15 protein-coding genes are annotated in these 19,603 nt (G+C 69.2%); 10 read left to right on the forward strand and 5 right to left on the reverse strand.

What is annotated here, in order from left to right:
- The first annotated feature begins 285 nt into the window (after positions 1-285).
- The 6 genes from Aco04nite_RS15535 (at position 286) to Aco04nite_RS15560 (ending at position 5,949) form a co-directional block, all read left to right on the forward strand.
- Positions 286-1,317 carry a hypothetical protein gene (locus tag Aco04nite_RS15535; protein WP_212997918.1) on the forward strand — a complete coding sequence of 344 codons (1,032 nt, stop codon included), beginning with the start codon at positions 286-288 and terminating at the stop codon, positions 1,315-1,317.
- A complete protein-coding gene (locus Aco04nite_RS15540) occupies positions 1,274-3,856 on the forward strand; it encodes a sensor histidine kinase (protein ID WP_244876014.1) in 2,583 nt (860 codons plus the stop codon). The genes Aco04nite_RS15535 and Aco04nite_RS15540 overlap by 44 nt, the downstream gene beginning before the upstream one ends.
- Positions 3,853-4,317, forward strand: a complete 465-nt coding sequence (locus tag Aco04nite_RS15545; protein ID WP_203837526.1) for a roadblock/LC7 domain-containing protein — start codon at positions 3,853-3,855, stop codon at positions 4,315-4,317. The genes Aco04nite_RS15540 and Aco04nite_RS15545 overlap by 4 nt, the downstream gene beginning before the upstream one ends.
- Positions 4,314-4,742 (forward strand): DUF742 domain-containing protein, encoded by a 429-nt coding sequence (locus Aco04nite_RS15550; RefSeq protein WP_212997919.1) that lies wholly within the window; start codon positions 4,314-4,316, stop codon positions 4,740-4,742. The genes Aco04nite_RS15545 and Aco04nite_RS15550 overlap by 4 nt, the downstream gene beginning before the upstream one ends.
- A gap of 25 nt (positions 4,743-4,767) precedes the next feature.
- On the forward strand, positions 4,768-5,349 hold the full coding sequence (locus Aco04nite_RS15555) for a GTP-binding protein (RefSeq protein WP_244876015.1): 582 nt from the start codon (positions 4,768-4,770) through the stop codon (positions 5,347-5,349).
- A gap of 93 nt (positions 5,350-5,442) precedes the next feature.
- A complete protein-coding gene (locus Aco04nite_RS15560) occupies positions 5,443-5,949 on the forward strand; it encodes a hypothetical protein (RefSeq protein WP_212997921.1) in 507 nt (168 codons plus the stop codon).
- Here Aco04nite_RS15560 and Aco04nite_RS15565 read toward each other — a convergent pair.
- The 4 genes from Aco04nite_RS15565 to Aco04nite_RS15580 all read right to left on the reverse strand — a co-directional run bounded on the left by Aco04nite_RS15565 (position 5,929) and on the right by Aco04nite_RS15580 (position 13,752).
- A complete protein-coding gene (locus tag Aco04nite_RS15565) occupies positions 5,929-10,749 on the reverse strand; it encodes a DNA repair ATPase (RefSeq protein WP_212997922.1) in 4,821 nt (1,606 codons plus the stop codon). The genes Aco04nite_RS15560 and Aco04nite_RS15565 overlap by 21 nt on opposite strands.
- On the reverse strand, positions 10,746-12,776 hold the full coding sequence (locus tag Aco04nite_RS15570; protein WP_212997923.1) for an SPFH domain-containing protein: 2,031 nt from the start codon (positions 12,774-12,776) through the stop codon (positions 10,746-10,748). Before Aco04nite_RS15570 ends, Aco04nite_RS15565 begins: the two co-directional genes overlap by 4 nt.
- An 8-nt stretch (positions 12,777-12,784) precedes the next feature.
- A complete protein-coding gene (locus tag Aco04nite_RS15575; RefSeq protein WP_212997924.1) occupies positions 12,785-13,366 on the reverse strand; it encodes a hypothetical protein in 582 nt (193 codons plus the stop codon).
- 134 nt (positions 13,367-13,500) lie between these two features.
- On the reverse strand, positions 13,501-13,752 hold the full coding sequence (locus tag Aco04nite_RS15580) for a hypothetical protein (protein ID WP_212997925.1): 252 nt from the start codon (positions 13,750-13,752) through the stop codon (positions 13,501-13,503).
- A 345-nt stretch (positions 13,753-14,097) separates the two neighbouring features.
- Between Aco04nite_RS15580 and Aco04nite_RS15585 the strand changes: the two genes are divergently transcribed.
- From Aco04nite_RS15585 to Aco04nite_RS15600, 4 genes are read left to right on the forward strand one after another with little or no spacing between them, the layout of a single operon-like run.
- Entirely contained in the window at positions 14,098-15,447 is a 1,350-nt protein-coding gene (locus Aco04nite_RS15585) for a glycosyltransferase (RefSeq protein WP_212997926.1), read from the forward strand.
- Between the two features lie 38 nt (positions 15,448-15,485).
- A complete protein-coding gene (gene wecB / locus Aco04nite_RS15590) occupies positions 15,486-16,673 on the forward strand; it encodes a non-hydrolyzing UDP-N-acetylglucosamine 2-epimerase (RefSeq protein ID WP_212997927.1) in 1,188 nt (395 codons plus the stop codon).
- Positions 16,673-18,301, forward strand: coding sequence for a DUF2334 domain-containing protein (locus Aco04nite_RS15595; protein WP_212997928.1), 1,629 nt, complete (start codon positions 16,673-16,675; stop codon positions 18,299-18,301). The genes wecB and Aco04nite_RS15595 overlap by 1 nt, the downstream gene beginning before the upstream one ends.
- A complete protein-coding gene (locus Aco04nite_RS15600; RefSeq protein WP_212997929.1) occupies positions 18,301-18,681 on the forward strand; it encodes a nuclear transport factor 2 family protein in 381 nt (126 codons plus the stop codon). Before Aco04nite_RS15595 ends, Aco04nite_RS15600 begins: the two co-directional genes overlap by 1 nt.
- A 35-nt stretch (positions 18,682-18,716) precedes the next feature.
- Here the strand turns inward: Aco04nite_RS15600 and Aco04nite_RS15605 are convergent, their stop codons facing one another.
- Entirely contained in the window at positions 18,717-19,454 is a 738-nt protein-coding gene (locus tag Aco04nite_RS15605; protein WP_212997930.1) for a dienelactone hydrolase family protein, read from the reverse strand.
- Positions 19,455-19,603 lie beyond the last annotated feature (149 nt).

The raw sequence follows: 19,603 nt of genomic DNA on the forward strand, positions 1-19,603 counted from the left end.
CGCACGGCCCCCGACGGTGCCCGATCGCAGGCCGCACCACGTTTCCTGCCCGCGTAGAACCAGGCAACCCCTGCGGTCCATCCCCCGATCAGACGAGTCAACTCTGACCTGGGGAAAGGGGTCACCCGCTTTTTTCTCGGCTAGATTGTCCCCGATCGGTGCGCCCACGCGACTACGGAGTGTAGTCACCAAACGGTGTAAAGCGGGCGCATGGCGGAGGAATTGACGATGTCAGACTCGGTGAATCACCGGCGAACCCGGACGCGCTCCGTACTAGCGGCCGTCATGACGGTCCTGATCCTCGTTCCGGCGGGGGTTTTGTTCACCCGGGTCTGGAGTGACGTTTCCGACCGGCGGGCCAGCACCAAGCTCGAACAGATGGGCGTCGAGTACCTCGCGGCCCTCGCCCCGCTGGTCAGCTCGCTGGCCGAGGCACAGTCGTCCGCGCTCTCCGGCGTCTCCGACCCGCCCGTCTCGCTGACCACCGCGGTCAACGGCGTCGCGGCGGTGGACCAGCGGCTCGGCGGCGATCTGCGCACCCGTGACCGCTGGACGGGGCTGCGGCAGAAGATCGAGCTGCTGCCCAAGACCACCGGCGATCCGCTCACCGTCCTGCAGGCCCACGTCGAGGTCGCCGATCTGACGCTCGCCCTCTACGAAGCCGTACGCGACAACTCCGAGCTGGCCCGCGACCCCGACAACGACCTCGCGCACCTGCAGGAAGCGGTCGGCGTCGACCTGCCCACCACGGTCGTCGAGGTGAGCCGGATGGGCGACTACAGCCAGCTCGTCGCCAAGGCCACCGCCACGCAACTCGCCCAGCTCAGCCCGCAGTTCGGGGCCGCGGTGCTGGCCGTCAACACATACGTCAACAGCCTCACCGACAACCTGCAGGCCGCCGTCGACAACACCACGAGCGGCACCCTGAGCGGCAGCCTGGTCAGCGGGCTCGATTCGTTCCGGCGCGGCGTCGAGTCGCTGACCCGGGGCGCGAACCCGGGCGGCGTACCGAATGCGGCGACCATGGCCACCGCGCAGAGCCAGCTCCAGGTCTCCCTGTCGAACCTGTCGACCATCACCGTCCGGGAGATGGCGACCCTGCTGCAGGACCGGCTCGACCGGCTGGCGTACCGCGAGGCGGAGACGCTCGCCGCCGGCGTGCTGATCGCGCTGCTGATCATCGGCGCGGTTGTTCTGCCCCTGACCGGGCGGCGCCGGCGGGGCCGGCCGATTCACAGCGAAGCCGCCCGGGACGTGACCGTAGGACCGGGCGATGTGGACACCACACGACGGGAGCACGCCGGTGCTCTTCGGTAAACTCCGCATTCTGGGCAAACTGATCCTGCTGATGCTCGTGCCGCTGGTCGGCGTCGTCGCCCTGGCAGTGCCGATCGTCGTCAACCGCATCGAGGTGGGCCGCGACGCGCAGCGCATCTCCGACTCCGTTCAGCTGGCCACCCAGGTCGGCTCGGCCGTGCAGGAGCTCCAGGAGGAGCGGCTGTTGTCGGTGGGCTATCTCTTCGGCCTCATCCAGCAGCCCGAGCTCGTGGTGCAGAGCGCCAAGGCGACTGACCGCATCGAGGGCCTCAAGAGCCTGGACCAGCCGTTGTCCGCCGAGCTGCGGCACGCGGTCAACAACATCTCGCGGCTCACCAGCACCCGCGCCAACGTGATCAACCGGACCATCCGGCCCGACCAGATCGTCACCGAGTTCACCGACGTGATCACCCCGATCATCAACGGGCTCGCGCTCTCCACGAACGCCGACCTGACCACGTCCGCCGGACGCCAGGTCTACGCGCTCGACCAGGCTCTGCGCAGTGACGACCTGATCAGCCAGGCGGCCGGCCACCTGACCGGAGCCGTGGTCACCAAGAATTCCGGGCTGGTCGGGCTCTTCTCCTCGACGCTCCTGCAGCTCCAGCTGATCATCGGTAACGGCGAGCCGTACTTCACCGCGAGCCAGTACAAGCTCTACCTCGGTGCCCAGTCGGCGTTCGGTGCCCGGGTCGGCAACCAGTTCCTGACCCAGGCGCAGACCGACCCGGCCGGCGCGGTGAAGCTGCTGAACATCCAGACGCTGTTCCCGTCGCTGCGCTCGGTCATCGTGCTCGGCGGTTTCGTGGAGAAGCGCGTGGCCGCCGACGTGGATGCCGCGGTTACCGAAAGCCGCAACGGCGCGCTGCGTACGGCCGGCGTGGTCGGCGGCGGTGCGCTCCTGCTCGTCTTCGCGGTTGTCGCGCTGTCGCTGCTGATGGCGCGCGCGGTTGCCCAGCCGTTGCGCCGCTTGACGACCTCGGCCGACCGGATCGCCCGGGCCGCCGAGGCGGAGCTGGAGCGGGTCGCGGACGATGACGCGGAGACCGTACGCCCGATCCGGCTCGACCCTGTCGAAGTGGCCGGCCGGGACGAGATCGGCGACCTGGCCCGCGCGTTCGACCGCGTGCAGAGCACCGCCGTCCGGCTGGTGGAGCGTCAGGTGCTCGGACGGCGCAACGTCGCCCAGATGTTCGGGCACGTCGGGCGGCGTACCCAGAACCTGGTCGGCCGTCAGCTCGCTCTGATCGACAACCTGGAGCGCCGCGAGACCGACACCGACCGGCTGGGCGAGCTGTACCGCCTCGACCACATGTCCAGCCGCCTGCGCCGCAACGCCAGCTCGCTGGTCGTGCTCTCCGGTGGGGCCGGCGCCAACGACCACATGGCCCCGCTGGCGCTCTCCGACGTCGTACGGCTCGCCCTCGGCGAGATCGAGGACTACACGCGTGTCGACGTCGAGGTACCCGAGGAGATCGTGGTCGTGCCGGCCGTCCTGGCCGACCTGACCCTGCTGCTCGCGGAGCTGATGGAGAACGCGACCTCGTTCTCGCCGCCGCACACCCGCGTCACGATCACCGCCGCCGAGCTGCGCGGGGGTGCCCGGCTCGGGGTTGTCGACCACGGTCTCGGCCTGACCCCGGAGCGCATCGCCGAGGAGAACGCGCGGCTGACCCGCCGCGAGCGCCTCGACCTCGCCCCCTCCGAGGTGCTCGGCCTCTTCGTGGTCGGCCGGCTGGCCCGCCGCCACGGCATGGAGGTCACGCTCGCCGACACCCCCGACGGTGGCGTCACGGCCTGGCTCGACCTGCGGCCCGATCACCTGGTGCCGCGGGTCGACACCGTGGTCACGCCGCACGGCCCGATCCAGGCGACCGTGCCGAGCCAGCACAGCGAGTTCTCGCCGCTGGTCGCCGGCGGTTCGGTGCGCTCGGTTCCGGGCAGCGCCCTGCCGTTCGACTCGAACATGCTGGGACGGGCCACCCGTACGCTCGAAGTGGCGAAGTCCTGGAACGCGTTCGCCCTGCGGCCACAGCTGGAGGCCACGCCGGTCGCCGGTCGTTTCCCGGCCGGCCTGCCGCAGCTACCCGCCGGTGGACAGGTCCGCGCGGAACTCGAGGCCCCGGCGATCCCCCGCCAGCGCCAGACCCCTGAAAGCGAGCCGCTGCGCCGCCGCGTACCGGGCAATCAGCTGCCGGCCGAGACCGCCCCCAGGATCCACGCGACCGTCCCCACCACGGACGACGCGCTGGCCGCCCGTGCCGCCTTCGACGCATTCGAGGCCGGGGTCTCCCAGGCCCAGTGGGACGTCGCCGAGCAGGAGATGTCCGCACCCCCGGCCGTGGGGCACGCCCCGCTCTCGCGCCGGGTGCCGGGCGCGACCCTGCCGGTCGGCGAGCCCAGCACCCCGACCCCGCCGGCGTCGCCGGCCCAGCCACTCGATCCCGACGCCGCCCGGGCGTTGATGGAGCAGTTCGAGTACGGCGTTGCCCGAGCCCTGAGCGAAACCCAGCCACAACCCGAGGGACAACCGCGATGACATCCCCCTACTCCACTGACACCGGCAACGGCACCGCGCAGTCGCAGCTCAGCGCCGAGGCCAAGACCTTCAACTGGCTGCTGGACTCGTTCACGTCCGGCACCGCCGGCGTGGTCGAGGCGATCGCCGTCTCCTCCGACGGCCTGCTCATGGCGATGTCCGCGATCAAGGACCGCCCGAACGCCGAGCGGCTCGCGGCTGTCGTCTCCGGCCTGACCAGCCTCGCCGGCGGCGCGGCCAGCTGGTACAAGCTCGGCAGCCTCAACCGGGTCATCATCGACATGGCCGACGGCTACCTGCTGGTGACCGCGATCAGTGCCGGCTCGGTGCTCGGCGTCGTCGCCGACCGGTCCGCCAACCTGGGCACGCTCGCCTATGAGATGACCCTCTTCGCCACCCGCGCGGGCGGCGCCCTCAGCCCGCGGCTCATCGCTGAATTGAAGAACGCCGTCCAGCAATGAGATATCCGGCCGGACCCGACGACCCGGAACACCCGGCGACTCCCGGGGTCCGGCCGTTCCTGCGCGGCAAAGAGGCTCCCCCGGCCCCGCAGGAAGTGGCGCCCGCACTGCGGCCCTTTGTCATCACCTCGGGGCGGGTGGCCGCGATCGACCCGGACATCGGGCTGGAAACCCAGGTCAGCGCGCTGCCGAGCGCGTACTACGCGCGGCTCTCCCCCGAGCAGCGGGCAATCGTCCAGCTGTGCCGCGACCCGCTGTCCCTGGCGGAGATCTCGGCTCAGCTCCGGATGCACTTCGGCGTGACCCGGATCCTCGTCTGCGATCTGCGGGCAGCGGGGCATCTGGACGTGCACGTCCTGCAGAGCGACTTCCCCGACCCCGACACCATCATGCGAGTGATCCGTGGCCTTCGATCCATACCCTGACAGCCGCGTCGTAGGCAGCGCTCGTGTGCCTGAGACGCCGCCGCGGCGCAAGGCCCCCGTACCAGTCAAGATCATCGTGGCCGGCGGCTTCGGCGTCGGCAAGACCACGACGGTCGGCGCGATCTCGGAGATCTCGCCGCTCACCACCGAGGCCGAGATGACGATGGAGTCCGTCGGCGTCGACGTCCCGGGGCAGGCGACCGCCAAGACCACCACCACGATCGCCATGGACTTCGGCTGCGTCACCATCGACCAGACCCTGAAGCTCTACCTCTTCGGTACGCCGGGCCAGTCGCGCTTCTCGTTCATGTGGGACGACCTCGTGCGCGGAGCCCTCGGCGCCCTGGTAGTGGTCGATACGTCCAGGATTGACGACTGTTATCCCGCGGTGGACTATTTCGAGCGTGCTGGGCTTCCCTTCGTGGTCGGCGTGAACACCTTCAACGGGCAGCTCGGCTACAACCTGGACGAGGTTCGCTGGGCGCTCGCTGTGCGTGACGAAGTACCTGTAGTGCAGTTCGATGCCCGGTTCCGTGGTTCCGTACGCGACGCTCTGCTGGTGGTTCTGGATCAGGCCCTCAACAAAGCATTGCGGATGCGGCAGTAAGGTTTGCGCCGAGTCGCGTAGTACCGGTTTCCAATCTGACCCGCGAGCGGGCACAGTTGTACCGGCCACTGCGGGTAACGGAGGGACGGTGTCGTGCGAGGCGGACTGGACGACGCACTCGACAAGCTGGCACGCCGCGATGAGTTGCGGCGGCGGGCCAACGGCGAGTCGGCAAGCAGCACCCCACCGGCGGTGAACGAGCTGGTCGAGGCGATCGCGGCGGTGGTGGGCCGCAATCCCGAGCTGGCCGTGACCGTCGGCGTCGAGGGATCGGGCGATCCGCTCCTGCTGCATTTCGCGGTCGAGGGCGGCATAGTCCAGGTCAGCGCGGACAACACCGTGGTGCAGCGTGGTCCGGAGCCGGGCCACCAGGACGACGTCATCGACGCCGACCTGGTGGAGGACCCCTATCCGCAGCCGCATCCCTTCGCGGCCGCCCCGCCGCCGGACGTTCCCCCGCAGGACGACCAGCGCGGTTTCCTGCCGCCACTGCCCGAGCCCATCCCGTTGCACGTCGACGAGCAGGAGACCGAGCAGGCGGCGAAGCGGCTCGCCGCACTGCTCCGCGCGGACCCCTCCCTACTGCGGTCGCAGGACTAGGATCGCTCGTTCCACGGCGCTGACCTTGTCGGCGAGCAGGCCCACCGCGCCGACAGCCCGGTTGAGCGGGTCGTCACCGGCCCCGCCCAGCGACTGCTCGCGCAGGAATGCCGCCTTGACCTCGGCCCACCGCTGGGCCTGCTCCGGGGTGAGGCGGCCGCGCAGCTCCGCGAGCTTGAGCAGGTTCGCCTCGGCGCCCGTGGTCAGCGTCTGCGCCTCACCGACGTAGTGGTCGTCGATGATCGACTCCAGCTCGGCGTCGTTCAGGGCCGGCACGATCCGCTCAGCGATCTTGTTCATGTTGCGGTAGGAGCCCTGCAGCTTGAACGGCGGCTCGGTACGCGACGAGTCCGCCTGACCCGCCGACGCGATGTACGCCTGGTTGTTGCGCAACACCGTCCGCTGCACCCAGCGCATCTTGCGCAGCACCGACAGCACCTGCTCCAGCTCCGTGGCGGAATACGCGTAGCTCAGCCGGTCCGGCCGCACCGAGTCGTCGCCCTCCGCGAGCCGCACCAGCAGCGTGAGGTCCGCCCGGTCGCGAGCGGCGAGCGGTGCCAGCACGGCGTTGGAGGTCAGCGCGTTCTCCAGATACGACATCTCGAACGCGTCCTCGCGCCCGGAGAGCACATCGCCCAGGTTCCACACATCGGCCCGGTTGGCGAGCATGTCCGGGATCCGGAACCGCTGCCCGCTCTCGGTGTACGGGTTGCCCGCCATACAGACAGCGAACCGCTTGCCACGCAGGTCGTAGGTCCGCGTCTTACCGTTCCAGACGCCCTCCATCCGGCGCTGGGCGTCGCAGAGCGAGATGAACTTCTGCAGCAGCTCCGGTGAGGTGTGCTGGATGTCGTCCAGGTAGAGCAGGACGTTGTTGCCCATCTCCAGGGCGAACGAGATCTTCTCGACCTCCTGGCGTGCGGTCGCGTCGGGTGCGTCCGCGGGGTCGAGCGAGGTGACCGCGTGCCCCAGGGCCGGCCCGTTGACCTTCACGAAGACCACGCCGAGGCGGTTGGCGACGTACTCCATCAGGGTGGTCTTGCCGTAACCGGGCGGCGAGATCAGCAGCAGCAGGCCGGACTGGTCGGTGCGTTTGCTGTCGCCGGCCGCGCCGAGCTGCCGGGCCAGGTTGTCACCGATCAGCGGCAGGTAGACCTCGTCGAGCAGCCGGTTGCGGACGAATGCGCTCATCACGCCGGCCTTGTACTCGTCGAGCCGCAGCCGGTCCCGCTCTGCCGCGGCCACGGCGGTCCGCTTCCGCTGATATTCACGGTACGCAGGAATGCGCTGTTCCCGGAACCTCCTGGTCCGCACCAGGAACTCGTCCAGCCGCAGCGTCAACCGCCCGTCTGTGATCGCCGGGTGGACCCCGAGCAGCCCCTCAACGGTCTCGGTGAGCGCTGCCGCCGAGTCGTAGCGGGTCAGCGTCGAACCGGTCAGCTCGATGGCGACCGCCTCGACCTGATCCTGCTGCGAGCCGCTGTCCGGCTGTGCCGCCCGGAACGCCTGCAGCCACGCCGCCACGAGCTGCCGGCGAGCGGCGGGATCGTGCTCCAGCGCGCGCAGATCGTCGGCGAAGCTGCGGTCACCGGCACTGAGCGCACGATGGAAACGGTCGAGGAACCGGCGAGCGCCCGCGCTGGTCACGAACCCCGCCGGCGCGGTGGCGAGCTCCTCGATGAGGTATTCGCCGATCTCCGTACCCGCTGCGAGATCCAGTTCCGCCCGCAACTCGTCCATGGCACTGCCCGCGGAACCGAACATGTCGCGTGCCCGGACCAGCGACGATGCCCGCAACGTCCACAACGCCTGCTGTTCCGACGTGGTGCCGGCCCAGAACAGCTGCGCAGCGGCACGGACCTGGGGTTCGTAGCGCAGGAGCCCGGCCGCGGCGTGCAGGCGGATCAGCGCGCCGAGGATCAGGGTCGCGTCGCTGTCGTGTACGCCCCGCTCGTACCCCTCGTCGAAGCGTGCCTCGGCACCACGCCGCACCACGTCCCGCAGCGACCCGTCCGCCAGGGCCGTGGCCGTTCCCGCGGGGTCCGCGGCGAAGAGCGCGGCAGCCAGATGCGCACCTCGATAGACGTGGCGGTCCTCGGAGATCAGCGACTGCGTCCAGAAATCCTGGGTGGCGGCGAACGCCGGGTCGGTGACCGGCGCGCGGTAGTCGGTGCCGGTGACCGTGAACGCCAGCTCGTCGCCGTTCGGCACCACGGTCAGATCGATGGCCTGGGTGTTCACCGCGAACGAGTGCCGCCCGAGGCGGATCGTGGCACCCCCGTCGGAGAACAGGTCGAGCCGGTCACGCAAAGATCGGCCGGCCTCCTGCCGCGCGGCCTTGACCCGCCCGTCCAGCTCCTCGGCCCGCACGGAGTCGCCGAGGGTACGCAGCTCAGCGGCCACCGACCGCAGCTTCGCGACCATCTGATCGGTGGCGAAGTACGTGTTGACCTCGTCCACGGTTGTCAGACCCGCGGCCCGGCGCTGCACGCTGGTCAACGTGCGCTGCGCGGACGAGAACAGCCGGTCGGCCCGGCGTGACCGGTCGTCGAGCAGCTGCTGGCGCCGTCCGGCGAAAGCCTCGTAGATCTCCGAGCGTTTCGCGGCGAGCTGGTCCGCGAAGTCGTCGAAGTCACCGAACCGGGACTCCAGCGCCTCGACCTGCAGCATCAGCTTGGCGGACTGCTCGTCGCCGTGCTCGGGGGTGTCCGCGGCGGCCAGCCCGGCCGTCACCGACTGGGCGAGCAGCGCGAACTCGGCGGCGAACGCGGCCCGGCCCTCGACCGCGGCGAGGTCGCGGCGGCGGGCGTCGAGCGTCGCCCGGGCCCGGTTGACGCCACCGAGCACTTCGCCGATGCGTTCCAGGATGCCGACCCGCACGGTCGCGTCGGCGATGTCCAGACCGCCGACCACCTCGGTGACCACCTGGAGTCCGTCGGCCTGCTCACCGAGCTTCGCGGCGACGGGTTCCGCCTCGGCGACCGTCTTGATGCCGGCCGCGTCGGTGACGAGCTGCTCCACGGAATCCTGGTAGCCGGCGAACGCGTCCTCGCGCTGCAGGAACTCCACAGCACGGCGTGCGGCCGCGTCCACCTCGGACTCGAGTTCGGCACCGAGGCGGTCGAGCCGGTCGGTGTCGACGTAGCGCAGTTCGCGCAGGGTGACCGTGTGGCCCTGGGCCGTACGCAGCGTCGCCAGCTGCCGCACCCAGCCGTCCGTGGTCGCGGGCACCTCGCTGCGCGACAGCCGGACCAGCGTCCGGGTGGAAGCCTCCGCCTCGTCGACCGCCGTGGCCGCCTGCGCGGTGAGCTCCTGCACCGACTCGAACTCGTCGAGCACCTGCTCGGCGGTGGTCCGCAGCTCGGAAACCGGGGCCGCGAGATCGCCCAGCTCCGGGTCGGTGAGCCAGTGGTAGTGGTCGAACAGCCGGTTCGCGGCCGCGATGATCGCCTCGAAGACCGGGCCGGAGGGGCTCATGTCGTCGACCATGCGGGCCACCGACAGCGCATCCGCGATACCCCGGACCAGGTCGGCGTTGCCGATGCGTTCGAGCGGGCCGGTGCCGATCTCCTGCGCCGCGGCGTACGTGTCCGAGACGTACGGCGTCTGCCACACCTGCATCGGGTGCACGCGCGCCGGCTCGTCCATCGCCCGGAACGCGATCAGCGTCCCGTCGTCGAACAGCGAATACCCGTGGCACGTGATCGGGGTCGCGACCTCTTTACGGATCACGTTGTACGGCAGCAGCAGGTAACGCCCGGAGGCCCGCGCGTGGAACACGTAGAGCGTGTCCTCGCCGTTGACCGAGCGCACCACCCGCTCGAACTCCAGCTCGGCGGTCTCCGCGTCGAACGTCTTCGCCAGACCGGTCGCCAGGTAGTAGCCGCCCGGGAAGATGATGCCCTGGTCCTCGGGGAGCCGCTGGCACGCCTGCCCGATGCCGTCGAGCCGGCGTACGTCCCGGGTCCGGGTGTTGAAGACCAGATACCGGTGCGTGGTTTCCTTGTACGGCAGGATGCGCAGCAGGATCAGCGGGCCGACCCTCGCGTACGCGATCTCCCCGTCGGCAAGACTCTGCAGCGGCTCGTCCACCGGCTCGGAGAAGATGCCCTCGCCGTCCTCGGTGTTGTTCTCCACCTTGACGGTGAGCGTGCCGCCGACCGTCTCGACGAACACCTCGTCGTCGATGGACACGTGCGGGTGCCGGCCGAGCACGTGCTGGTCCCGGGTGGCCAGCGTCCACTCGAAGTCGTGCGACGGCGGGAAGACGTGATCCCGTTCGCCACGGTTGTCGACGTACGTGACCGACCCGTCGACGCCGAGCCGCCACCGCAGCACCTTGAGGTCGTCGGCGCGCGCACCGGTCTGGAAGACGGCCAGCAGCAACGAGTCGAGCCGGCGCAGCTGCAGCAGATGCGTCTCCCGGTAGTACCGGTAGAGCTCCGCGAAGTCCCGCTGGAAACCGGGATCGTCGAGCAGCCCCGGCACGGTGGCCGTCTCGAAGCCACCGTCCTGGGTGAACGCGTGCACGGCGAACACGTCCGCCACCGACGTCTCCGAGCGCAGCCCGATGAAGACGTTGTAGCCGAACAGCATGGCGCCGCCGACCTGCACGATGTCGCGCGGCACGCAGTTGTTCTCCGTGCGCACCCGCTGCGAGCCCAGCTGGCGCATCTGCTGCCCGCCGAACGTCTCCGTCCGGCGGGCGTTCAGCTGCTCGGCACGCTCACCCAGCTCCTTGGCCTGCACGCCCAGCCGGGCGCGGAGAACCTCGTAGGTACCTGCGTCGAGTTCACTCACCGGGCTGCGGGAACCTTGGCGTCGCCCAGACCCATCTTTTCGGCGGCGGCCAGCAGCTCCTTGAGCTTGCCGGTGTCGTTGCCGCCCGACCGGATCTGCTGGGTGAGGAACGCCGACAGGGTCAGGTTGGCGACGTCACCGGAGTTCACCGAGCCGAGCACGCGGCCCAGGTCCTCGGTGAAGTTCGTGGAGCCGTCGAGGTAGCGGGCGCCGAGACTCTGGGCGACGTTCGAGTGCTCGACGAAACCGTCGACGCTCTTGCCCATCGAGATCGCACCGACCAGCTTGTCGAAGAAGATCGAGTCGCCGCCGACGATGTCGATGTCGGCCCGCTCCAGCCCGGTCGCGATGAGGGTCGCCTGGGACTCGGCGATGTCCTTCTGCACGGTGATGCCGGCGAGGCGGATCTCCTTCTCCATCTCGAGCCGCAGCCGGTATTCCTCGTGCTCACGGGTGGCGGCATCCATCGCCGCCATCGCGCCGGCCTTCTCCTGCAGACCCGCGGCCTCACCGAGCAGCTTCTCGCGGATCGCCTCGGCGACGACCAGCGCCTTCGCCTGCTCGACGGCGGCCTCGGCGCGGCCCGTCTTCTCGATGACCTCGGCGTTGGCCCGGCCGGTCTTCTCGATCACCTCGGCGTTGCGTTCGCGCACCTGCACGTCGGCGAGTCCGGCGGCTGCGGCCTCGGCCTGCGTACCTTCCGCCATCCGGATCTTCGCCCTGGCGTCGAGCTCCGCGGTCTGCTGGCGGGCCTCCGCCAGCACCAGCTCCTCGCGGGCCTTGAACTTCGCGGCGGTCTCGGCAGCCTCGGCGGCCTTGATGTCCTTGACCAGGGCCTCCTGCGCCTCGGCCTCGGCGTTGATGATCACGGCCTGCCGGGTGCGCTCGGCCTCCTCGACGACGCGGAGGCGCTTGATGTTCTCCTCCTGCTCGGCGACGGTCTTCTCCACCGCGATGCGCTCGCGGATGAGGTCGGCGATCGAGCGCTTCTCGGTCTCGATCTCCTTGTTCTTGGAGATCGTGGAGAGCTCGGTCTCCCGTTCGCGACCGATCACCTCGAGCATCCGGTCCTTCTCGATGCGCTCGGTCTCGATCGCGATGACCCGCTCGCGGTTCTTCTCGGCGACCGCGATCTCCCGGTCCTTGTTCTGCGTCTGGATGCCGAGCTGCTGTTCGGTACGCAGGTGCGCGCCCTCGGCCCGCAGCCGCTCCTCAGCATGCGCGAGCGCGATCTCGGCCTCCTCGCGGGCCCGCATCGTCTCGATCTCCCGGCGCTGCTTGATCTCCGCGTCGGCCTGCCGGCGCTCCAGCTCGAGGATCGCCTCCTTGGCGTCCACGTTCTGGCGGGTGAGTTCCTTCTCCTCGTTGCGCCGGAAATCGTTGGTGAGCACCGACTCGATCGCGGTCAGCTCGGTGATCTTCCGGATGCCCTGGGCGTCGAGGATGTTCTTCGGGTCGAGCGACGACATCGGGGTCTGCTCGAGGAAGTCGATCGCGGCGTCCTCGAGGCTGTAACCGTTGAGGTCGGTCCCGATCACCTCGATGATCTGGTCCCGGAACTCGTTGCGCTTGGTGTAGAGATCGACGAAGTCCAGCTGCTTGCCGACGGTCTTGAGCGCCTCGGAGAACTTCGCGCTGAACAGCTCCTGCAGCGTCAGCTCGTTGCTGGCCCGGGCCGTGCCGATCGCCTGGGCGACCTTGATGACGTCCTCGACGGTCTTGTTGACCCGCACGAAGAACGTGATCCGGATGTCCGCCCGGATGTTGTCCCGGCAGATCAGACCCTCACGACCGGTCCGGGCGATCTCGATGGTCTTCACCGAGATGTCCATGATCTCGGACTTGTGCAGAACGGGCAGCACGACGGCGCCCGTGAAGGTGACGTCCACGCGGCGCACCTTGGAGACGATGAGCGCTTTGCCCTGCTCCACCTTGCGGAACAGCCGGCTGACGAACAGCACGACACCGATCGCGATGAGCAGTACGACGGCGATGAGCACGCCGAATCCAGTGGTGACCACGTCCATGGGGGTCCTTAAACGTTGGCGATGTCGGACGGAATGACCCAGAAGAACTCGCCTTCGGGGTCGACGTCGTACAGAAGTGCGGTTGTTCCCGCGCGCAGGTCGTCGTCGCCGGCCTGGCGAACCTGCACGATCGCGGAGGAACCGTCGGGTGAGTGCACCTCGGCCTGGCCGAACGTGCGGGTCACCCGCCCGGTGCGGATGACGCACGTGAGCCCGATGAAGTCGGCCCGGGAGGGTTCCGGGCCGGTCGGCAGGAAGCGCTTGACCGCCATGACGGCGACCTTGGTGAGAATCCAGGCCGCGGCGACGGCACCCGCCAGCACCAGCGCGACCGGGATCATGTCGAGCAGCTCGGCGCCGGCCAGACTGCCGAACCACGCGAAGACGACGAGCAGGGAGAGCACCACCGAGGCAGGCACACCGCCGAGCCCCAGGAAACCCAGGAACCCGCCGCCGTCGTCAGCCGCGCCGTCGCCATCGGGATCGGCGCCACCGACGATGACGACCAGCCAATACCCGATGACCACCACGAGCAGCGGAGTGAAAACAACGGTGGGGAAGCTGAGCACAGCCTCGAAGAACCCACCCATGACTCAGCCCGCCCCCGTGTGCCGCCGCCGTCGCTCCCCGTGTGCCAAGCGATCCTTGCGGTGATGTCGATGATGACAGGGGTAGGCAAGAACGGCCCTCGTCCATCAGGACGAGGGCCGGTCACAAGTGGGAGTCAGTCGTCTGTCAGAGCCAGGGCGTCGGGCAGGTCCTGCAGCACCTCACGACGGTCGCGATCGCGGGTCGCCGCGGCGAGTTCCTCGATGTAGTCGATGAGCTCGTCGCGCTCCGCCTCGCTCAGATCCTCGAGCGACGCGGCCAGCTCGTCGATCAGGGTTGTCGCCGTTTCCGGCTCGATGTCGTCGTCGCTGGTGAGTTCGATCGACACGGCCAGGTCGATCAGGGCGCGCATCAGGGTCCGGTTCACGCAGGCAGCATAGACCTCACCGTGAGTGACAGGCAGTGATCCCCGGGCCACTCCGCGCCCGTGACAGCCGACATCACTTTGAGTTATCAAAAGCTCGCGCGAAGGTAGGCGATCGCCCCGCACGCGAGGTTTGTCCTCACGCCACGTCACGCGGCCTTTTGCCGTTTTTAAAGGGTTATGCGACGCCTGAGATGTCTGGCATAGCCCATTTGGCCAGTTCGCCCGAGACCTCCGGTCCACGCTCTTGAATCACGCTCGGTGACACCCTAATGTCCTGATTAGTCCAGCGGCGCGGCAAGAGTGACCGCACTGCTGACACGAACAGTGATGAAGGGAGGGCGGGTCATGACGGCAGCGAACAGTTGGTTCCTCGTGATCACCGGCTACGCGATCCTGCTGGCCTGGCCCGTCTCGACGCTGGCCCTGGTCAGCTTCGCGGTCCGTTACATGGCGTCGCATCGCCGGGTCGTCGTCGACCGGTCGCTGGCGAAGGGCGACGGCACGCCGGAGCACTTCTGGATCATCGTGCCGGCGCTGAACGAAGAGGTCGTCGTCGGCAACACGGTCAACGCGGCACTGGCCCTCGGCGGTCCCGGCGGCACCCTCGCCCGGGTCCTCGTGGTCGACGACGGATCGGACGACCGCACCCCCGACGTGCTCGCCGCCATCAACCACCCGAGGCTGATGGTCCTGCGTCGCGAGCTTCCCGAAGCACGCAAGGGCAAGGGCGAGGCGCTCAACGCCGCCTACCGCTACATAGCGCAGATCACTGCCGAAGCCGGCGTACGCCCGGACAAGGTCGTCATCGGCATCATCGACGGCGACGGCCAGGGCAGCAGCAACATCCTGCTCGAGGTCTCCCGGATGATGCGCGACCCGCAGATCGGCGCGGTGCAGGTGCAGGTCCGCATCCGCAACCGCAACAAGCTCCTCGGCGCGGTCCAGGATCTCGAGTTCGGGGCCATCGTCAACGCCTGCCAGAGCCTGCGCGACACGATCGACACGGTCGGGCTCGGCGGCAACGGGCAGTTCACCAGGCTCTCCGCGCTGCTGGCTCTCGGCGACGCGCCCTGGTCGGCCTGCCTCGTCGAGGATCTCGAGCTCGGCCTGCGGATGCACCTCGACGGGGTCGGCATCCGATACACCCCGCGGGCCACCGTCACCCAGCAGGCCGTCGTCGACCTGCGCCGGCTCACCCGCCAGCGCACCCGCTGGGCCCAGGGCAACCTGCAGTGCGCACGTTACCTGCGCCGGCTGGCCGCCTCGAAGCGGATCGGCGTGACCTCGCTGGTGGAGATGTTCCACTACCTGGTCTCGCCCTGGATCAACGCACTGGTCACCGTCGCCCTGCTCGGCGGGGTCCTGGTCGGCGCCGCCGGTCTGGCGCTCGGCCACCCGATGCCCTACCTGCGCTCCTGGCAGGACCTGGCCACCAGCGGCGAGGTGTGGTTCGCGGTGACGTTCTTCCCCGGCTTCATCTGGGCCCTGGTGCACCGCTACCGGCTGCGGGACGAGAGCCTGCGCCGGCTGCTCACCGCCGCGGTCGCGTACCCGGTCTTCCTTCTCCTCGGTCTGGTCGCCACCTACCGCGCCATCGCCCGCCAGGCGAGCGGCCGGCAGTCCTGGGCCAAGACCGAGCGGCTCGCCGAAGAGCCGATCTCCCCCGCACCGATGCAAGTCGCTCTAGCCGCCTGACTCCCCCTGCTAGCTCCCCTCGTAGCAAAGGCCCAACCATGTCGCTCCCCGAAGTGCACCTGATCGGCGGCACCCGCCCCGAAGCCGTCAAGCTGGCCCCCGTAGTGCTCGCCATGCGCGAAGCCGGCCTGCTCACCCCCGTCCTGGTCGCCAGCGGCCAGCACCCGACCATGGTCAGCCAGGCGCTCGTCGCGTTCGGCCTCGAACCCGACGTCACGCTGGCCGTCGAGCGGGGCACCGGCACCCAGGCCGAGCTGCTCACCGAGATGATCCGGCAGCTCGACGAGCTCTGGGCGCAGCGGACCCCCGCCGCCGTGATCGTGCAGGGCGACACCACCACGAGCCTGGCCGGCGCGCTCGCAGCGTTCTGGCGGCGGATCCCGGTCGTGCACCTCGAGGCGGGGCTGCGCTCCGGTGACCTCGAGTCGCCGTTCCCCGAGGAGGGCAACCGGCGACTGGTCGCGCAGGTCGCGTCGCTGCACCTCGCGCCGACGCCGCTGGCCGCCATGAACCTGCTCGACGAGAACATCGACACCACCGACGTGCTGATCACCGGCAACACCGTCGTCGACGCCACGCTCGCGGTGGCCGGGCGCCGGATGCCGTACGAGACCCCCGCGCTGGCCGCCCGCGCCGAGTCGGAGAACCGGCTGGTCGTCGTCACCGCGCACCGCCGCGAGTCGTGGGGCGCCCCGCTCGACCGCATCCTCGCCGCCGTCCGCGAGCTCGTCGAGCGCTACGACGACATCGACGTGGTCCTGCCGAGCCACCCGAACCCCGCGGTCCGCGCCCAGGTCGAGGCCGGGCTCGGCGGCGTCGAGCGGGTCACGGTCACCGACCCGTTGCCGTACCCCGATCTGTCGCGCCTGCTCTCCGAGGCATACCTGGTGCTCACCGACTCGGGCGGCATCCAGGAGGAGGCCCCGTCGTTCGGCGTGCCCGCGCTGGTGCTGCGCGAGGTCACCGAACGGGTCGAGTCGCTGCACGCCGGTTGCGCCAAGCTCGTCGGCTCCAACCCCGAACTGATCGTGAAGGAGGCGGCTCTGCTGCTCGACAGCCGGGTCCGCCGCGACGCGATGACCGCGGGCGGAAACCCCTACGGCGACGGTCTCGCGGCCGGCCGTACCGCTCAGGCGACCGCGCACCTACTCGGCCTCGCCGAGGCTCCCGCACCGATGCCCGCCTTCGAATCCACCGCCGCTGTCACGTACGGAGCGTCCTTCTGATGCGTACCCCCAAGCTCACCCGCCGCACGATCCTCGGCGCCGGCGTCGCCCTCACCGCCACCGCCGCCCTCGGGGTCGGCGTGATGAATGCCGACGCCGCGACCACCACCACGTCGGCCGCCACCAAGTCGGGCAAGGCCGCGCCGGGCGGCGGCACCGCGAAGACGCTCGTGCTCTACGACACCACCGGCGACTACGGCTGGATGGGCGAGGTCTACGCCACCCAGACCGCGAACCTCGCCTCGCACTTCGGTTCCTGGACCGCGGCGCCGGTCGCGGCCTACAAGGCCGGCGACCTGAACACCTACACGGCCGTGGTCTACGTGGGCTCCACCTACGACGAGCCGCTGCCGGCCGCCTTCCTCGCCGACATCACCGCGACGAAGAAGCCGGTGACCTGGCTCTTCGACAACATCTGGCAGCTGGCCGCCAAGGACGCGAACTTCGCCGCCACCCACGGCTTCACCAGCGGTTCGTTCGACTTCGCCGACGTGACCGAGGTCGACTACAAGGGCAAGAAGCTCACCCGCGACACGACCGACAAGTCCGGCATCATGAACCTCACGGTCTCGGACACCACCAAGTTCAAGACCTTGGCATCGGCCGTACGCCCGGACGGCACCACCTTCCCCTGGGCCGTGCAGTCCGGCAACTTCACCTACGTCGGCGAGATCCCGTTCGCGTACGTGACCCACGACGACCGCTACCTCGCGTTCGCCGACATCCTCTTCGACTCGCTCGGCGACACCGGCGTCTCCCGGGAGCGGCACCGCGCCCTGGCCCGCATCGAGGACGTCGGCCCCGACTCCGACCCGGACGAGCTCAAGGCGATCGCCGACTACCTCTACGCCGAGAAGGTCCCGTTCAGCGTCGCCGTCTACCCGCGGTACCGCGACCCGAAGGGCGTGCAGAACAACGGCAAGGCCCAGGACTACACGCTGGTGAACAAGCCGAAGGTCGTCGCGGCGCTGAAGTACATGCAGCAGCGCGGCGGCACGCTGATCATGCACGGCTACACCCACCAGTACGGCAACGTGGCGAACCCGTACGACGGCGTCAGCGCGAACGACTTCGAGTTCTACATGGCGCACGTCGACGCGAACAACAGCGTCATCTACGACGGCCCGGTCAAGGAGGACTCCGCGTCATACGTGACCAGCCGGGTCACCGCCGCCGGCCTGACCTTCGCGCTCGCCGGCCTGGGCATGCCCACGACGTTCGAGTTCCCGCACTACGCGGCGAGCGGCCTGGACTACCAGACGATCAACACGCTGTTCGGCAAGCGCTACGACCGCGGCCTCTACTTCCCGGGCGTGCTCACCGGGGCGAAGTTCGACTACACCCGTCAGTTCGGGCAGTTCTTCCCGTACGCCGTCCGCGACGTCTACGGCTCGGTCGTCATTCCGGAGAACATCGGCAACGTCGAGCCCGAGCCGTTCAACAACCACCCGGCCCGGCTGCCCGCCGACCTGCTCGCCTCCGCGGACCGCAACCTGGTCGTACGCGACGGCGTGGCCAGCTTCTTCTACCACGCGTACCTCGGCACGGACCACCTGAAGACGCTGGTCACGGGGCTCAAGGCGCAGGGCTACTCGTTCGTCTCCGGCGACTCGATGGTCGCCGGCTGATGTCTGCCACCGGGGAGGTAGCGGCCTTCTACGCCCAGTCGTGGATCCATCAGGACCGCAGCGCCATGCTCCGGGTCATCGCGCCGGACGCCGAGATCGAGTGGAACCTCGACCAGCCTGCCGATGACGAGGAGCTGGCCCAGCTCCTGCAACGGATGGCCGCGTTCGCCGACTCGGTCACGATCGCCTCGACCGTCTGCGCGGACGACCGGGCGGCGCTGGTCTACGACTGTGCCGCTCCCTTCGGCACGGCGCGCTTCGCGGAGTTCCTGACGGTCACCGACGGCCTGATCAGTGAGGTCCGGCAGGTGTACGACGTGACGGCGCTGCGCCGTTACTTCCACGGCCTGCTCGACGAGGAAGACGAGTACGAGTTGTGATCACGTCTCCCTCCATCGGCAGGGCCCGTCCCGGCTTAAGGGAAAACTCGTCCGAGTAGTGCGAGCAAGTTTTCCCAGTGGCGCTTCTCGCCGGCCTCGTCGTACGCGGACGTGTCGGTCATCGTGTAGCCGTGCGAGGCGCCGTCGTAGATCTCCGACGTGTAGGTGACCCCGGCCTCGTCCAGCGCCTGCTCGAGCACGGCGATCTGCTCGGCGGTGATCGAGTGGTCCTTGTCGGCATGACCGAAGTACAGCTCACCCGTGATGGCCCCTACCGCGAGGTGGGGGCTGTCCGGCTGATCGGTCACCAGCCGGCCGCCGTGGAAGCTGGCAACGGCCTTGATCCGGTCCGGGTACGCCGCGATCGCCTTGAACGCGTTCGTCCCGCCCATGCAGTAACCGGTGATCGCGACCGGGCCGGTCTCGTAGGCGCTGAAGAAGTCCAGGTACGCCCTGGTGTCCGACAGGATCTCGGGAGTGTTCAGCGCCATCACGAGCGGCATGATCGTGGCGACGGCGGCTTCCCGGGCCTCCGGGGTCTGCAGGGAGCCCTCGAAGAGCGGGGCGCGCTTGCCTCGGTAGAGCAGGTTCGGGGCGAGGACGGCGTACCCGTGCTCGGCGATCCGGTCTGCCATCTCGAAGATGCGGGGACGCAGGCTGAAGGCATCCGGGTAGAGCAGCACGCCCGGGAACGGCCCGTCGCCGTCGGGCAGCACCAGGTACGCGTCCGCGACGCCGTCCGGGGTCGTGATGTCCACGGTGGTCTTGTTCATACGGGCACGTTATCCCCCTTACCGACCGTGATCGTCGACGCCGGTTGGTGCCACTTAAAACAGACTTAAGGAATTTGGCAGAACGCTTTAAGCCGTACGGGATAACGATCAGTCTCGTTCTCAGCCTTACCTTGATCGGAGTTCTGCCC

The sequence above is a fragment of the Winogradskya consettensis genome (genome assembly GCF_018332715.1).
Taxonomy (GTDB): Bacteria; Actinomycetota; Actinomycetes; order Mycobacteriales; family Micromonosporaceae; genus Actinoplanes; species Actinoplanes consettensis.

Coding starts and splice junctions, on each gene's coding strand:
- Aco04nite_RS15535 (WP_212997918.1), top strand. CDS start 286: ATGACGGTCCTGATCCTCGTTCCGGCGGGGGTTTTGTTCACCCGGGTC.
- Aco04nite_RS15540 (WP_244876014.1), top strand. CDS start 1,274: ATGTGGACACCACACGACGGGAGCACGCCGGTGCTCTTCGGTAAACTC.
- Aco04nite_RS15545 (WP_203837526.1), top strand. CDS start 3,853: ATGACATCCCCCTACTCCACTGACACCGGCAACGGCACCGCGCAGTCG.
- Aco04nite_RS15550 (WP_212997919.1), top strand. CDS start 4,314: ATGAGATATCCGGCCGGACCCGACGACCCGGAACACCCGGCGACTCCC.
- Aco04nite_RS15570 (WP_212997923.1), bottom strand. CDS start 12,776: ATGGACGTGGTCACCACTGGATTCGGCGTGCTCATCGCCGTCGTACTG.
- Aco04nite_RS15575 (WP_212997924.1), bottom strand. CDS start 13,366: ATGGGTGGGTTCTTCGAGGCTGTGCTCAGCTTCCCCACCGTTGTTTTC.
- Aco04nite_RS15585 (WP_212997926.1), top strand. CDS start 14,098: ATGACGGCAGCGAACAGTTGGTTCCTCGTGATCACCGGCTACGCGATC.
- wecB (WP_212997927.1), top strand. CDS start 15,486: ATGTCGCTCCCCGAAGTGCACCTGATCGGCGGCACCCGCCCCGAAGCC.
- Aco04nite_RS15595 (WP_212997928.1), top strand. CDS start 16,673: ATGCGTACCCCCAAGCTCACCCGCCGCACGATCCTCGGCGCCGGCGTC.
- Aco04nite_RS15600 (WP_212997929.1), top strand. CDS start 18,301: ATGTCTGCCACCGGGGAGGTAGCGGCCTTCTACGCCCAGTCGTGGATC.
- Aco04nite_RS15605 (WP_212997930.1), bottom strand. CDS start 19,454: ATGAACAAGACCACCGTGGACATCACGACCCCGGACGGCGTCGCGGAC.